Source organism: Hyphomicrobium sp. DMF-1, from assembly GCF_027886585.1.
Lineage (GTDB): Bacteria > Pseudomonadota > Alphaproteobacteria > Rhizobiales > Hyphomicrobiaceae > Hyphomicrobium_C > Hyphomicrobium_C zavarzinii.
This window is the reverse complement of record NZ_CP115706.1, coordinates 74,028-89,242: the sequence shown is the minus strand read 5'-3', so window position 1 is coordinate 89,242 and position 15,215 is coordinate 74,028. Positions and strand designations below refer to the sequence as shown.

Below are 15,215 nucleotides of genomic sequence, written 5' to 3'. Positions count from 1 at the left end.
GCCTGCGTCATCGCGGGGCGCGCCTGCCGCAGAGCTAGGGAATCCAGCCCTTGTCGAGATCCATCGCCTGCTTGGCCTTGGACGCTCCGTCCCGGTCGAAGTGAACCGCGGTCCACGCGAGATGCGTTCCCGCTTCCTCCGACGAGCGCGACCTCAGCGTCGCCAGCACGCTTTCTCCCGCCGCGAGCGCCATCGGCTTCTCCAGCGGAAAATAGAGCTGCTCCCAATGCGTGCGCGGCGCATCGGGTGCCGTCGAAAGAGTGACGCCTTCGATCAGCTCGGCATCCCACCAGTATGCGAAGCCGTAGACGGTCTCGTCCGTCTCCACCTTGAAGGACGCTTCGCCCTTGCGGCTCGCCCGCGTATCGGAGCCGAGCGTAACCGTATCCCAGACCTTGGCGCCGCGGCCGCCGTCCAGCAGCTCGTCGGGCGTCAAGCTTCGCACATAGACGTTGTTGAGGCTCATCTGCCGCGCGACCGAGAGGTCGAGGCCGAAGCCAACGTCGTTCCACACGATGAGCTCGCGATGAATGCGGTCCGAGATCACGGGCGCAACGAATTGGCGAATGCGCGCAGGGATGATCACGCCGCCATCCTTCAGGTGCCGTTTGCGCGCGTCCGCCAGCGTGTCGATGATGTTCTCCTCGAACGCGTAGTTGCCGAGCGTCTCGGAAACGACGACGTCGACACGCGGGGGATCCTCCATCTCCGTCGAATGGCAGGGCATCAGATGGCAGGCTCTGGCGCGGTTGGCCTTGATAGTGGCGGCCGCGACCCCGGCCACCTCGGCGGCCTCGTAGAGAATGACCTCGCGCGCGCCGAGCTTCGCGGCCATGAGGCCGATGAGGCCCGTGCCCGCGCCGATGTCTGCAACCACGGTCTCCCCCGTCTTGATCACGCGGGAGAGGGCGTCGTGGAAGGCCTGATTGCGGACGTGATCGGCGATCAGGGTGCGGTGATATTCGATGCGCATTGGATCTCGGTTCAGGCCGGGGCGGCAACGTAGCCCGGGCTGGAAGCGGTGAGCACCGGCTCGGTGACCGGTGCCGTTGTGTACCTGAGACCGTGGTCCTGTGCAAAGTGCAGCATGGCCCGCTCGGCGATCGCCGTGATGGTGAGCAAGGGATTGACGCCGAGCGAGCGCGGGATCACCGCGCCGTCGATGACGTAAAGCCCTTCGTGAATGCCGGTCTCGCCCGCGCCGGCGGCACCCGAGAACACGCGGCATTTGTGATCGACCACGCCGTCGCTCCGCTCACGCCCCATGCCGCAGCCACCGAGCGGATGCGCGGTGGCGGGTTGATGGCCCATGACGGTTCCCGCCAGCGGGTTCTTGACGTATGAGCCGCCGCTCGCGGTCACGAGCTTGGACAGGATGGCATCGAGCTTGGCATAGACCGGCTCGTCCTTGGCATCTGGCCAGGCGAGCGCGAGCTGATTGTCCTCGAGCGAGAAGCGGCCGGAGGCGCTGTCGTGCGAGACGGCGAAGAAAGTCTGGAGGCTCGCGAACGGGCCTTTGTAGACGCCGTTGACGAGGCTCGACAGCGCGCCGAGCAGCCGTCCGTTCGGCAGGAACAGCACCGGCAGCACGGAGGCGAAGGCGGAGGGCAGCGCGCCTTCCTGCACGTTGAGCTCGTTGGCGAGCGTGTCCGCATCGCGGATCTCGATCTGGCCGGAGACGGCGGCCCCGATTTCGAGCCCGTCGACCTTCGAGGGGTGCCCGACACCCACGCCGTTGACGGGCGTTTTTGCGCCGTAGCCGAAGGCGATGATATCGCCATTGGCGGAGAAGCGTTGCCCCAGACGCTCGGAAAGCGCGAGCCCCGCCTCGCGCGAGCGCAGCAGGATCTCGGTGGAGCCGAGGGTGCCTGCGGCCAATACCACGACGGGGGCTTCGATGACGGTCTCCGGCCGGCTGCGGTCCGGCCCCACGGCCCGCGCCGTCACTCGCCAGGTGCCGTCCGTAGTCTTGCGAACCGTATCGACCTTGAGGCCGGTGAACACCTCGGCGCCGTAACGCACGGCGTCGGGAAGATAGGTGAGCGCGACGGTGTTCTTGGCGCCCACGTTGCACCCCGCGCAGCAATCGCCGCATCGCGTGCACGCCGCCTGCGCTACGCCTGCCGGGTTCACGGTATCGGCAAAGCTGACGGCGATAGGGGATGCCACGGGGTTGGCGTCGATGGCCTTCCCCGCCTGCTCGAGCACCTTGAATTTCGTCATCTCCCGCGCCCGGGGATCGGAAGCGGGACGCAGCCATTGCTGGGCGCGGCGGTAGCCTTCGTCGATCAGCCCGTCCTGCGCCATCTGACCCGGCCACATCTCGTCGGTGAACACGCGGCGATCCGGAACGAGCGACACGCCCGCGTTGACGAGTGAGCCTCCGCCGAGACCGCACGCCACCAGCACGTGCATGTCCTTCCCGAGGCGCACATCGTAGATCGCCTGGTCGGATCCTGTGCGGAAGCTCTTGCCCGTAACCTGGAACTCGTTCTTGAGCTCGGAAAATTTCTGAGGGAACTCTCCCGTCAGAATTTCCCGGCCGCGCTCGATCACCGCGACGCGCTTTCCGGCGCGCGAAAGGCGGGAGGCGGTGACGCCACCGCCATAGCCCGAGCCCACCACGATCACGTCGTAGCTGGTCTTCAAGGCGGAGAGTGGCAGGCTCAATCGTGACATTGCGAAACCCCGTTGACGCGAAGAAGCCGCGTCTGGCTTGTCCGGGCGCGGCGAGGCGGCCAAGCTGCCGCCTGCCTCCCCCATCCGCTGTTTCACGCGTGACGCCCCAGCCGAGAAAGCCTCGGATCGCGGATCTGGAGTTTTTCCCTCGTACCGTCGGACCACGTCCTACTTAGGGGGTAGCCCGTCCCGCTTGAAAGTGCAACGCGTCCGGCCCTCCCCGATTAACGCAGGTGAAGAGGGGTGGCTTCTCCGTAACGATGAACGCAGGTTTCGGGCAGACGAAGTGGAATTTCGCCAAATTCGGCTGTTTACTCACCATCTCCTGATGTGGCGCCACGTGTCCGGACTCGTTGAGATCCGGCTGGCGCGCTCCGCCCTGCGGCGGCGTGTTCCGCGTCTTTCGGGAAAAAAACGAGGCTGTAGCTCAGTGGTAGAGCGCCCGGCTTTGAGCCGGGAGGTCGGGAGTTCGATTCTCTTTAGCTTCTCCAAACGGCTAGCTCAGTGGGTAGAGCACAAGATTAGGGATCTTGCTGTCGTGGGTTCGACTCCCATGCCAAATCGCCTTTCAGCGATCTCATCCGGGCAGCCGGCCGTTGTTCCGGCCCATGTTTCTCTCGCAAGGCTCCGGCTGAGCGAGGGAGGCGGAAGGCAGGCGCCGATGCGCTCCGCGCTCCAGCGGATACCGCTTCGGGGCAGAGCCGGAGCCATCCGCAGGTTTTTCGCAATCCCTTCGGGGAAAAGCGGGGCCGCGCGGAAGGCGAAAGGCCGACGCCCCGTAGCTCAAGCTGGAGTCCGCGACATCGTCGTGGGACAACGGTCGGCGGTCTGAATACACAACGGTAACCAGCCAGCCGATTTGCATTAGACGTACACGTTTCTTTTCGTTCACATCCCTCACTCGCCCGCAAGGGCCCTCACGTTTCTGGAGTACCCCATGTCCCGCCTGCGTTTTTGGACCACGGCTGTCGTGAAGGACGACGAGCGCGCCTTTCTTCGCCGCGACGGCCGCTTCGAGAAGCTGCTGCCGCCGGGCCGGTTCATGGAATTCGATCCCTTCGGTCAGCTCACGATCGAGACCGTCAAGGTTCTGCGGGCCGAGATCGCGCCCGAGCGGGCGCTCTTGCTCGCCAAGACCGAGCCGGACATCGCGACCGAGAACTTCGTCATCGTTCAGCCCGGCCCGACCGAGGTCGCCATCGTCTCGATGGACGGCGACGCCAAGCATTTGGTGCTGCCGAACAGCACACGCGCGTTCTGGAAGACGCTGACGGCCATCGACGTCGAGCTTGTCGATACGGCCGGCTCGCTGCGTGTCGACAAGCGGCACCTCGATAAGCTGGATACCGCTCGCTCCGGCGGCGCGATCGTCGAGACGGTGATCGAGGCGAACCACGCTGGCCTTCTGGTCGTGGACGGCGTGCTGACCGAGCGCCTGGCTCCCGGCCGCCACGCGTTCTGGTCGGTGGGCAGAACCGTGCGCATCGTATCGATGGACCTGCGTCCGCAGCCGCTCGAGGTGACGGCGCAGGAGATCCTGACCAAGGATCGCGTGGGCATCCGCGTGACGCTGACGGCGTTCGCGCGCATCGTGGATCCGGAGAAGGCCGCGTCCGCGGCGACGGACGTCAACGCCACCCTCTATCGCCTGATCCAGTTCGCGATCCGCGAGGCCGTGGCCACGCGCACGCTGGACGACATTCTGGCGGCTCGCCACACCATCGATAACGAAGTCCGCGCCTACGTGACCAATCGTGCCGGTCAGTTGGGCGCGGAGATTGGCGAGATCGGCGTGAAGGACGTGATCCTGCCGGGTGATGTGCGCGATCTTCTGAACAAGGTCGTGGAGGCCGAGCGTGTCGCCAAGGCCAACATCATCCGCCGCCAGGAAGAGACGGCCGCCACCCGTTCGCTGCTCAACACCTCCAAGCTGATGGAGAACAATCCGCTCCTGCTGCGCTTGAAGGAGCTGGAAGCATTGGAGAAGCTCGTCGAGAAGGTCGGCCGCATCGACCTGCACACGGGTGCCGGTGCGGGCGGCTTCGAGGCCCTGCTCTCCAACCTCTACAAGCTCGGCACTGAAAAGGCCGCAGACGGGAAGTAAGCGTGTCCCGGCGTTTGAGGCGAAGTCTTCTCGCGATACTGGGAACGGGGCTCGTTGCCGCGCTGGCCGCGGCGACGGCTCCGCTTCTCTATCCGCATTTCGAACCCGCATCCTGGTGGTATCCCGTCACCGGCGTGGATGTCTCCAACCATCAGGGCGAGATCGACTGGCAGGCGCTCGCATCGAGCGGCATCGGCTTCGCCTACATCAAGGCGACGGAGGGCGAGACCTTTCGCGATAAGAGCTTTGCGCGCAACTGGAGCGAGGCGGACCGTGCTGGCGTGCCGCGCGGCGCCTATCATTTCTTTACACTCTGCCGCTCGGCCGCGGAGCAGGCGAAAAACTTCATCGATACGGTTCCAAAGGACCCGAAGGCGCTGCCGCCGGTCGTCGATGCCGAGCACATGGGCCCCTGCACGTGGAGCGCGACCATCGAGGATCACGCGGCCGAGCTGACGGATTTTATCGACATGCTCGAACGGCACTACGGGCGCCGCCCTCTCGTCTATACGACGGCCGAGTACGACGGCGCCATGTTGTCCGGAATGCTGGAGAAGGAGCGCTTCTGGGCGCGTAGCCTCGTCGTCCCGCCGCTGTTTCGGAGAAGCCAGTGGGTGATCTGGCAATACCACAATCGCGGCAGGCGCCCCGGCGTTTCGGGAGATATCGACCTCAACGTCTTTCGCGGAACACGAGAGGAGTTCGACGGTTTTGCGTCGGGCGCTGATCTGCGCCGGGCCGACTAGGGTTAATTTGCCGAGCCATTGAAATTGGTGCCGATCATAGTGATATGACGGTCCCGCGCACGGCTCGCGCGTTGTGGAGGACAGGACCCATGCACGTAACGATCGACGACGCTCAAAAAATCATCGACGCCGCCCGCAAGGAGGCGGAGAAGACCAAAACCAAGATGTGCATCGCAGTTGTCGATAGCGGCGCCAATTTGAAGGCGTTTTATCGCATGGACGACGCCTGGGTCGGCTCCATCGATATCGCAATCAAGAAGGCGAAGACAGCGGTGTTCTTCGGTATGCCGACGGGCCAGATCGGCAAGCTCTCGCAGCCCGGCGGCTCGCTGTACGGCATCGAGCATTCGAACGATGGCCTCATCACGTTCCCCGGCGGATTGCCGATCGTGGACAAGGAAGGCGTGCTTGTTGGCGCCATCGGCGTTTCCGGCAGCTCCGTCGAGAACGATCACCAGGTGGCTGCGGCTGGCGTGAAGGTGGTCGGCGTTTCCGATCTTCCGGAGCACCCCTGGCGCACCTGACGCGCTCCGCTGGTTCGCGCAAGCATTTGCCCCTCTCGCCTTACCGCGGGAGGGGCAAGTCGTTTGTGGTGCACACGATGTCGAGGCCGTCCGCCTCGGCGAGGATCTCGTTGAGGCCAGCGAGCGCGTAGCAGGCGGTTGCGCCGCGCCTTGTCTCGGAGCCGCCGGCGAGCCGCCGTGCCAGAGCGACGGAAGCGAGCGCCGGCACGTAAGGCCCGTGGCCGGAGCTGGCTACCAGCAGCCAGCTTAGGGCCTTGGGCGCACCGGTGCGTCCGGTGCCGCGCATCTCCACCACCATGCCGCCGCGGTCGCTCCCCAGCCGGTGCAGTTTGCGCTTGATCCCGAGCATTGTCGAAGCCAGCGGAGAGAGGCTCGCCAGCAGCCCGCTGCGAACCAGCCAGGAGGCTGACCAGAGGCCGAGGTGAAAGATGGAGACTTCCAGCCCCGCCTGAAAACGCACCGTTCTAAGATTTGGTTGATGCGCCGGGAAAAGATCTAGATCTGGCACGTCCACATAGCCCACCCATCGTGTGCCCGCGTCCCCGAACGAGACCCGGCGCAGACCTTGCCAGCCGTGCACGGTGCGCCAGCGGCCGTCGAGCAGCGTCCGCAGCGGTTGCCCCACGCCCCCGAGCACGGATGCGACAGTCGCCACGCCGGGATCGAACGCATTCCCCGGCGAGATTGCGATGTCGATGCTGTCGAGCGCCTGGAACGCCTCGCGATGCTGCGCGACGACCGCGGATGAAAGGCCCGGAACCGAGCTCGCCCCGCTGACGACGAGAACGCCTGCGTCGCGCGCAGCCGCATCGAGCGCGCCGATGCCCCCCACAAAATCGCGTGCGTCCGCGAGGTCGATGTAATGGCAGGAGGCGGCGATTGCGGCCTGGGCGAGACCGTAATGGCCCTTCTGAAACGGCCCCGAGGCGTTGATGACGAGATCGACGCCGAGCGGCGAAAGAGCCTCCGCCGTGATGCGATCGCCATCGAGCGCAGCCCAGCGGACTTGCCTGCCGGTCGCGCGCGTCAGTGCCTCGGCCTGCGCGGAGAGTGTCGTAGCCGTTCGGGCCGACAGCACGAGATCGATGTCGCCGGATCGCCCCAGCAACTCGGCGATCTTCGCGCCGAATGCGCCTGTGCTGCCGAGGATGAGTACGGAAAATCGGGATCGCTCGGCATCCCTCATCGGGCGATCTCGTCGATTTGTAAGGATCGGCTAACCATAAATAAACTCTGCGCGGGACGCATCAAATGCGAGGCTTTCGATCAGCCCTTTAAAGTCCGTGTATCCCGCAGCACGGCGGATGAGCACACGCCTGCTACTGAACATAAGAAACTGTCCAATTGGATGGCAGATGTCGAAGCCTCGTCACTGCCTGTCCCATTTCGTGACGCTCCTCTTGCTCGGAAAGTAGCCATTTATCGCGCAATTCCAAGAGGTTCGGCAGTGGGCGGATCTGGACTGTGAAAGGGGTCGTTAAAACCTGCCTCCCATTATTTTCGGCGTGAACCGAGGATCGAATGGGCGCGTCCATGAAAAGGCGGAAATCCGATAGTCGTCGAACCGTGACGGGACGGCGCCCGCTGCGTGCCGCGTTGAAGGTCTTGAGCGGGGACGCTGCCGCGCGCCACGGCGCCGACGCAGCCGCCCAGATCTCCGAGCTGGAAGCGGCGCTTGAGATGGCGCGCACCGCCATCGAGGATGCGCGCACAGCCAATGCCCGCCTGCGGGAAGCCATCGAGATTCTTCCGCAGGGCATCGTGTTCCTCGATTCCGAAGGGCGCTACGTTCTCTGGAACGAGCAGTATTCGAAGATCTATCACCGCTCCGCCGACCTCTTCAAAGTGGGCGTACGCCTCGCAGACACGCTTCGCGTCGGCGTGATGCGAGGCGACTATCCCTCCGCCAACGGGCGCGAGGAAGAGTGGATTGCGGAGAGGCTTCAGAAGCTCACGAGTCCCCGGGAGCGCCACGAGCAGTGGCTGGCGGATGGGCGCTGCATCCTGATCGAGGAACGCAGAACCAGCGACGGCGGCATCATCGGCCTGCGCGTCGACATCACCGAGCTGAAAGAGCGCGAGGCCTCCTTCCGCCTTCTGTTCGAGGCCAATCCGGTTCCGATGTACGTCGTGTCTCAGACGGGGAAGACGATCCTTTCGGCCAACGCCGCGGCCCGCAATCATTATGGCTATCCCGGCACAGATATGATCGGCCGGCCGGTGCAATGCCTGCATCTCGGCGAGGACAGCGGGCGCCTGGACCAGCTTTACAGCTCCGCGCCCGGTATTCTGGCCGACCACGTCTGGACGCATCTGAAGCGCGACGGAACCAATATCGAGGTGGCAATCTTTTCGCAGGCGATCGTCCACGAGCGCACGCCCGCGGTTCTCGTTGCGGCGGTCGACATCACCGAGCGCCGCCGGGCGGAAGCCCAGGTCACCTATCTCGCCCATCACGATCCTCTGACCGGCCTTGCCAATCGCGCACGCCACCTCGAGCACGCCGAGGAGATGCTCACGGCTATCAAGGAGAGTGGCGGCATCGGCGCATCGCTCTGCGTGGGCCTCGACAACTTCAAGTCTGTCAACGAGACCATGGGCCCCGCCGCTGGAGATCTTCTGCTCCAGGCCGTCTCGCGCCGCGTCGCCAAGACGTTGCGCCAGGGAAGCAAGGCGGCCCGCCTCGGCGGCGATGAGTTCGGCATCATCATGCCGGACGTCGCCGAGCCCGAGGAGGTGAGCGTCGTTGCGCGCCGCCTGATCGAGGTGATCAGCGCGCCCTACAAGATCCAGGGTCAGCAGGTGACCATCGGCGCCAGCATCGGCATTGCCATCGCCCCGAGCGACGGCGCGGAGGCGGGGCATCTTCTCAAGAATGCCAATCTCGCTCTGTCGCAGGTGAAGCTGCGCGGCAAGGGCGCGTTCCGCTATTTCGAGGAGGAGATGAACGCGCGCGCCCAGGAGCGCCGCTCGCTCGAAAGCGATCTGCGAGCAGCGCTGGAAACGGGCGGCCTGGACGTCCACTACCAGCCGCTTGTTTCGCTCTCCACCGGCCGTATCGTGGCGGCGGAAGCGCTGGTACGATGGACCGATCATCGCCGCGGCTATGTTTCTCCCGCCGAGTTCATTCCCATCGCCGAGGAGGCCGGTCTCATCTGGGCGCTGGGCGATTTCGTGCTGACGCGCGCCTGCCGTGATGCCACGTCCTGGCCGGAGGACGTGCGGGTGGCCGTCAATCTGTCACCGATGCAATTCCGCTGCGGAAACGTGCGCGACATGGTGAAGGCGGCGCTGACGGCCACAGGTCTCGCGCCCGGCCGCTTGGAGCTCGAGATCACCGAATCCCTGTTTCTCGATCGCTCGAACCATGTGCTCGATGCCTTGGCCGAGTTGCGAAAACTCGGCACGCGCATCGCCATGGACGACTTCGGCACCGGCTATTCTTCGCTTGGGTATTTGTGCAGCTTCCCGTTCGACAAGATCAAGATCGACCGCTCGTTCGTCGAGGGCATCTCCGGCAACGTGGAGAAGCAGGCCGTGGTGCGCGCCATCGTCGGTCTCGGCGAGACGCTGGGCAAGACCATCACGGCCGAAGGCATCGAGACGGCTGACGAGCTGGCCTGCCTGCGCAGCATCGGCTGCGAGCAGGGCCAGGGCTTCCTGTTCAGCAAGGCGCGCGCTCAGGATGCGCTCTTGCCGTTTCTCACGAAGCGCAAGCCGAAGCGCGTCGCCTGAGGCGAGCAGGGCTCAGTGGCCGCCTGTCTTGCCGGCTTGGCTGTCGGTGCTGGCAGCCGGCGCATGACCGCCGCCAAGCCCTGAGGTGCCATGCCCTGAGCTGCCATGCCCTGAGCTGCCATGCCCCGAGATGCGATCGGATAGCGCCAGCAGCACGCTGGACACCACGAACACTACGTGAATGACGACCAGCCAGAAGATCTCGCGCTCCGAGATGTTCTGGATCGACATGAACTGCTTCAGAAGCTGGATGGCCGAGATCGCGACGATCGAGGAGAGCAGCTTGAGCTTGAGCCCGGAGAAGTCGATGGTGCCCATCCACTCCGGCCAGTCTCTGTGTCCGGTGTGATCGATCTTCGAGACGAAGTTCTCGTAGCCCGAGAAGATCACGATGATGAGCAGCGAGCCGGTGAGCGTGAGATCAACCAGCGCCAGCACGCCCAGGATCACCTCGCTTTCGGTGGCGCTGAACGCGTGCGTCGCGATGTGGAACAGCTCAGCCATGAACTTGATCAGCAGGACCAGGAGCGAGACGGCCAAACCCAGATAGAAGGGGGCCAGGATCCAACGGCTCGCAAAGATCAGAACTTCCAAGGCCTTCTCGATCTTCCTCGTCATTGCATCCCACATGAGGTCTCTCGCCTTTGCTGCCTGAACGTTGGCTGTATGGCACGCGCGAAGCCAGCGCCGCAAGACGCCGGAGTGGCCGGAGCCGCTGCCTGAAGTTTGGGCAGGAAAGGGGAGGAGCGCTGTGTCGGGAGACTAGTGCGGCTTCGCGATTTCCATTCCGCCCGGCGCCGCAGCCGCGCTGCCCTTGCCTTCGGCGGTCACGACCACGGGGGCCGGGCAGGCTGTCCGCAGCGCACCGAGCATCATGTCGCTGCGTGATTTCCCGCGCCCGCGTTTGGGGGCAGGCGCTTCGGCGGCCGCGTCCGACTTGGGCGGCGCATCCTCCACGCTGTACTGGCCCTGGCAGATGCTCACGCGAGGCGGCCGGCCCGTGCGCTCGAAAGATTTGTAGCCCGCTTGCAGCGTGGACCAGAAGCCGTGCCATGGGTTTCCCGCGCGCGCGGCGAGAGCCTCGTCCGTCATGCGGAAGGGAAACACGTGCATCGGCACATAGCGCTGCCCGCCGTTGAGGGCGGCTTTGGTGAGCCCGTAGATCTCGCTGATCACCGGGTTGGTCATTGCGAAGCACCCGACCGACGAGCAGCCGCCGTGCATCAGGATGTACGATCCGTCGCGGTCGTGTGCGCGGTCGAATGCGTTGGGAAAGCCGAGATTGATCGCCCGTGGCCAGCGGCCGAGATGGCGAAGCTGGCGGCTGGTGATCGTGTAGAAGCCTTCCGGCGTCTGCTTGTCGCCTTCCTTGAGCTTCGGTCCGAGCGTGCCGGACCAGTGGCAGATCGGATAAGTGGCGAACAGGATGAAGCGGTCATCCTTCTCGATCCACAGCTCGAGCTCGGACGTCTCCTTGAAAACGCGCATCAGAATAGGCGAGCCGGATTTCACACCGGCTTCTGCAAGCCGCTCCTGAAAGCGGCCGACATCCGGCGTATTGGCCAGCGGCAGGCGCCCTTCGACAGCCGCTCTCTGCCGCTCGATGCGATCGGCGGCCACGTCCTTGAGCTCGATGCTGATGGCGGAGGCGGGCTGGCCACCGGCCGCCATGCCGGCCGCGGCAACCAGCAGAACCGCAAATCGTCTCCATCCCGGCCTTGAGCCAGACATGCCAACACCACTCACCAGAGATGACGCCAAGCAATTGAAAGCACGGGCGTCGCGACGGTTAAACCTTAGCGTTGCTTTATCGATAATTCAGCCCTGGGCACGCAGCCGGTGCGCCACAGTCGGGCCGCAGGGTGTGGAAAACTTTCGCCCCCTCGCGGGGTTCCCTCGCTTAAGGCGTGGCGGGGCCAGCCGGGCACGAGGCCTCGATCGGCGCACTGCCGTCGTAGCCGTCAGCCCCAGCGGTAAAGGCATACCGCTTGCCACAGGCGCTGACCTTCGGCGGCACATAGCTCGCCTCGAACATGTCATAGCCGGACTTGAGGTTGCCCCAGAACCCGGCGAGCGGCGAGGCCGCGTGCCGGTTGAGGTTGCCGTCCGTCATGCGGAACGGAAACACCTGCACCTGAAACCGCTGCTGCCCGCCGCGCAGGGCTGCCGTCACCAGGCGCCAGATCTCGTCGATCACCGGATTGGTCATGGCATAGCAGCCGATGGAGCCGCATCCGCCGTGCACCATGAGGAACGATCCCGTGCGCCCGTGCGCTTGATCGTAGGCGTTGGGAAAGCCCAGGTTGAACGAGCGGTGCCAGGCGCTGTTGGGGTTGAGCGCCTTCGCGTCCACCGCATAGAAGCCTTCGGGCGCCTGCCGGTCTCCGGTCTTGATTTTGGGGCCTAGCTCGCCCGACCACTTGCAGATCGGGTAGGTCGCAAACTTCAGAAACTTTCCGTCGCGCATCATCCAGAGCTCGAGCTCGAACTCACGCTTGAAGATGCGCATGAAGATCGGATTGCCGACCGCGAGCCCGTGAGCGGAAAGCCGCTCGCTCAAGTTGGCGAGATCCGGCGTGCCCGGCAGCGTCATGCCGAAGCTGGCGAGGTTCATGCGCCAGAAGCGCTGCACGCGGATCCACTCCCGCTCGGCTTCGAGCGGCCAGGCGAGTGCGAATAGCCCCGCCGAGATCGGCACGGCCACCAGCACCAGCAGCAACAGGCGGACGATGAAATTGGTGACGCTGCGCATGCGCGACGGCTTGCGTGGAGGCCGCTGCTCAGGAGTGCCGTCCGGCGATGAGGGGCGAGAATTGGAGGGCGTGGCCACGGGCCCGCGCTACGGATTGTATCCGAGCGCCGAAGCCCCCGGCGGCATGCCGGAGAACGGGCCGGAGGCCGTTCCGAATGAGAACACGTCCTGAGAGCGTGCCGTTGTGCTGGCCACTTCCGTGGCATCACGCGTCTTGGGTCCGTTCACGGTGAGGCGTTCAGACGCGAGCTGCCACTCGGACGGACGCGGTGCGAACGGCTGCAGGGCCGGACGCAGGAACGTCGGGCAGCGCCCGTTGGGGTCGATGCGCTGCGGCGTCGAGAGCACCGCGTTCACCACATAGCGCTTCTCGCAGACCGCGATCGCCGGCGGGATGCGGTTGACCTCGAAGAAGTCGTAACCCTCCTTCAGCGTTTTCCAGAAGGCGTACCACTTGTGCTTCTTGAAGCGGTCGAGCTTTTCCTGCGTCATGCGGAACGGGAACGCATGCACCTCGAAGCTGGTCTGGCCGCTGCGGAACGCATCGCGTGCCAGAGCATAGATCTCCTCGGCGAGCGCATCCGTCATGGCGTAGCAGCCTGCGGACTTGCACTTGCCATGAACCATCAGCGCTTCGCCCGTGCGGTTGTGGGCGCGGTCGTAGGCGTTCGGATAGCCGAGGTTGAAGGCCAGATAGAACTTGGAGTTGGGGTTCATCTGCGATTGCGAGATCGTGTAGAACCCTTCGGGCGCCTGCTTGTCGCCCTGCTCCTGCTTGGGGCCCAGCTCGCCCGACCAATTGCAGATCGGATAAGTCTTGAAGTGGTAGAAGCGGCCGTCGTCCCGCATCTTCCACACTTCGAGCTCGGACTCTTCCTTGAAGATGCGCACGAAGATCGGCGCGCTCGTGTTCATGCCCTTCTTGCCGAGAAGCGACACGGTTTCAGCGGTGAGCGGCTGTTCTGACGGGGGAAGGAGGGCAGGCGCGCTGGAGCACGCCGAAAGCGCAACACCCAAAAGCCCGGCCAACAGCACGAGCTTGAGACGAGCGACAATCCTGTCACCGAGGATGTTTAGACGCACACGCATTCCCCCTGGCGCATACGAACGACCATCCGACCGAAACCGTAAAGATATCATTAACGTTACGGATTCCCCAAAGTTTTCAGTGCGCGAGCTTGATTGTCAAGTGTGAGCGCTGAATACGGCACAGGTACGGCATTTGCGGGGCGCGGGTCTTGGCCCGTCCTCGTTTATGCACCGGAGATACGCGAGGCGTTTTGCCTACAACTGACGCCCGATCCCCAGGAACCGGTCATGGCGCAAGCGCCTGATCTCGGCCGGCGATTTGCCATCGAACTCGGCCAGAGCCTTGGAGATGGCGTCGCCGGCGGTCTGAATGGCCAGCGTCCGGTCCCGGTGCGCGCCCCCCACCGGCTCGCGGATGATCACGTCGATGACGCCCAGGGTGTCGAGGTCCTGGGCCGTGATCTTCATGTTGGTGGCCGCGTCGATCGCCTTGGTGGAATCGCGCCACAGGATGGAGGCCGCCGCTTCCGGTGAGGCCACCGTATAGATGGAGTGCTCGAGCATCAGGATGCGGTTGGCGGTGGCGATGGCGACCGCGCCGCCAGATCCGCCCTCGCCGATGACGACGGCGATGATCGGAACGCCGAGTTCGAGGCACTTGTCGGTCGAGCGGGCGATGGCTTCCGCCTGTCCGCGCTCCTCGGCGCCGATGCCCGGGTATGCGCCGGCCGTATCGACCAGCGTGATCACCGGCAGGTTGAACTTGTCGGCCATGTCCATGAGCCGCACGGCCTTGCGATAGCCTTCCGGCCGCGCCATGCCGAAGTTGTGGCGGATGCGCCCTTCCGTATCGGAGCCCTTCTCGTGGCCGATGATCACCACAGGCTTGCCGCGGAAGCGGCCGAGACCGCCCATTACTGCTTCGTCTTCGGCGAAATAGCGATCGCCCGCGAGCGGCGTGAAATCCTCGATCAAGGCCTTCACGTAGTCGAGGCAATGCGGGCGGTCGGGATGACGCGCGACCTGCGTCTTTTGCCACGGCGTGAGCTTGCCATAGGTGTCGACCAGGGCAGCCTTGGCCTTCTGCTCGAGCTTCTTGATCTCGTCGGAGATCGACACGCCTTCATCGCCTTCGAGGGCCTTGAGCTCCGAGACTTTGCTTTCGAGCTCGGCGATCGGCTTCTCGAAATCGAGGTAGGTGCGGACGGCAATCGGGCGATCGGACTTCGTGGGTTCCAAGGAGAGGCCTCATCCTGCCGCACAGTTTGCGGCGTTCGGTCGGGATTGCAGGAAATTGGGGGGCACGTTGACCTTTTCCCGGATTTTCTGTCAACACCCGCGTGCATTTTCGTAAACTGGCGGCGGACCGGCAAAGCGAATTCCGCCCTTGGCAGCGTTCTAACCCGGCGGAAATACGAGGGCAGCCGAACACTCGGCGTGTCTGGACCCCGACTTTCATCGGGGTGACGATGAGCTTGGGGCATCGGGTTCTACAAGACAAACGTCAAACCGGCGTCACGACGAAGTCGTGCTCTGCACGAACGGCCTATCCAGGTCCTCCGCCGAACAGCACAGCGGGCAACGCCATGGCGCCGGAAACAATAGGCACTGGTCGCGGCCGAGCGCCAGCGCCGGCCCGAAACGTC

At 64.5% G+C, this 15,215-nt stretch carries 12 protein-coding genes and 2 tRNA genes; 6 read left to right on the top strand and 8 right to left on the bottom strand.

Going from position 1 to position 15,215, the window contains the following annotated elements; genetic code table 11:
- Positions 1–34: 34 nt before the first annotated feature.
- Together PE058_RS00295 and PE058_RS00290 are read right to left on the bottom strand one after the other, a co-directional pair.
- Complete coding sequence (locus tag PE058_RS00295) at positions 35–973, bottom strand: 50S ribosomal protein L11 methyltransferase (protein WP_271029570.1); 939 nt, start codon at positions 971–973, stop codon at positions 35–37.
- Positions 974–984: 11 nt separating this feature from the next.
- A complete protein-coding gene (locus PE058_RS00290; protein ID WP_198011165.1) occupies positions 985–2,679 on the bottom strand; it encodes a GMC family oxidoreductase N-terminal domain-containing protein in 1,695 nt (564 codons plus the stop codon).
- 416 nt (positions 2,680–3,095) lie between these two features.
- Here PE058_RS00290 and PE058_RS00285 point away from each other — a divergent pair.
- From PE058_RS00285 to PE058_RS00265, 5 genes are all read left to right on the top strand, one after another.
- A tRNA-Gln gene (locus PE058_RS00285) sits at positions 3,096–3,170 on the top strand.
- 3 nt (positions 3,171–3,173) lie between these two features.
- Positions 3,174–3,238, top strand: a tRNA-Pro gene (locus PE058_RS00280).
- Positions 3,239–3,616: 378 nt separating this feature from the next.
- Positions 3,617–4,783 carry a slipin family protein gene (locus tag PE058_RS00275; protein ID WP_020085521.1) on the top strand — a complete coding sequence of 389 codons (1,167 nt, stop codon included), beginning with the start codon at positions 3,617–3,619 and terminating at the stop codon, positions 4,781–4,783.
- A 2-nt stretch (positions 4,784–4,785) separates the two neighbouring features.
- Positions 4,786–5,529, top strand: coding sequence for a glycoside hydrolase family 25 protein (locus PE058_RS00270; RefSeq protein ID WP_271029569.1), 744 nt, complete (start codon positions 4,786–4,788; stop codon positions 5,527–5,529).
- A gap of 89 nt (positions 5,530–5,618) precedes the next feature.
- A complete protein-coding gene (locus tag PE058_RS00265) occupies positions 5,619–6,053 on the top strand; it encodes a GlcG/HbpS family heme-binding protein (protein ID WP_020085519.1) in 435 nt (144 codons plus the stop codon).
- Positions 6,054–6,093: 40 nt separating this feature from the next.
- On the opposite strand, the gene PE058_RS00260 is transcribed toward PE058_RS00265, so the two are convergent.
- The gene (locus tag PE058_RS00260) at positions 6,094–7,239 is read right to left on the bottom strand and encodes a saccharopine dehydrogenase family protein (RefSeq protein WP_020085518.1); all 1,146 of its coding nucleotides are present in this window, start codon (positions 7,237–7,239) and stop codon (positions 6,094–6,096) included.
- Positions 7,240–7,619: 380 nt separating this feature from the next.
- On the opposite strand from PE058_RS00260, the gene PE058_RS00255 reads away from it, so the two are divergent.
- Positions 7,620–9,788 carry a putative bifunctional diguanylate cyclase/phosphodiesterase gene (locus tag PE058_RS00255; protein ID WP_271029568.1) on the top strand — a complete coding sequence of 723 codons (2,169 nt, stop codon included), beginning with the start codon at positions 7,620–7,622 and terminating at the stop codon, positions 9,786–9,788.
- Between the two features lie 12 nt (positions 9,789–9,800).
- On the opposite strand, the gene PE058_RS00250 is transcribed toward PE058_RS00255, so the two are convergent.
- From PE058_RS00250 to PE058_RS00230, 5 genes are all read right to left on the bottom strand, one after another.
- Positions 9,801–10,406, bottom strand: a complete 606-nt coding sequence (locus tag PE058_RS00250; RefSeq protein WP_271030639.1) for a TIGR00645 family protein — start codon at positions 10,404–10,406, stop codon at positions 9,801–9,803.
- Positions 10,407–10,550: 144 nt separating this feature from the next.
- Positions 10,551–11,519 (bottom strand): L,D-transpeptidase family protein, encoded by a 969-nt coding sequence (locus PE058_RS00245; protein ID WP_156827329.1) that lies wholly within the window; start codon positions 11,517–11,519, stop codon positions 10,551–10,553.
- A 169-nt stretch (positions 11,520–11,688) separates the two neighbouring features.
- The gene (locus PE058_RS00240; RefSeq protein ID WP_020085514.1) at positions 11,689–12,540 is read right to left on the bottom strand and encodes a L,D-transpeptidase family protein; all 852 of its coding nucleotides are present in this window, start codon (positions 12,538–12,540) and stop codon (positions 11,689–11,691) included.
- A gap of 87 nt (positions 12,541–12,627) precedes the next feature.
- The gene (locus PE058_RS00235) at positions 12,628–13,629 is read right to left on the bottom strand and encodes a L,D-transpeptidase family protein (protein WP_020085513.1); all 1,002 of its coding nucleotides are present in this window, start codon (positions 13,627–13,629) and stop codon (positions 12,628–12,630) included.
- A 195-nt stretch (positions 13,630–13,824) separates the two neighbouring features.
- Positions 13,825–14,781 carry an acetyl-CoA carboxylase carboxyltransferase subunit alpha gene (locus PE058_RS00230; protein WP_026867953.1) on the bottom strand — a complete coding sequence of 319 codons (957 nt, stop codon included), beginning with the start codon at positions 14,779–14,781 and terminating at the stop codon, positions 13,825–13,827.
- Positions 14,782–15,215 lie beyond the last annotated feature (434 nt).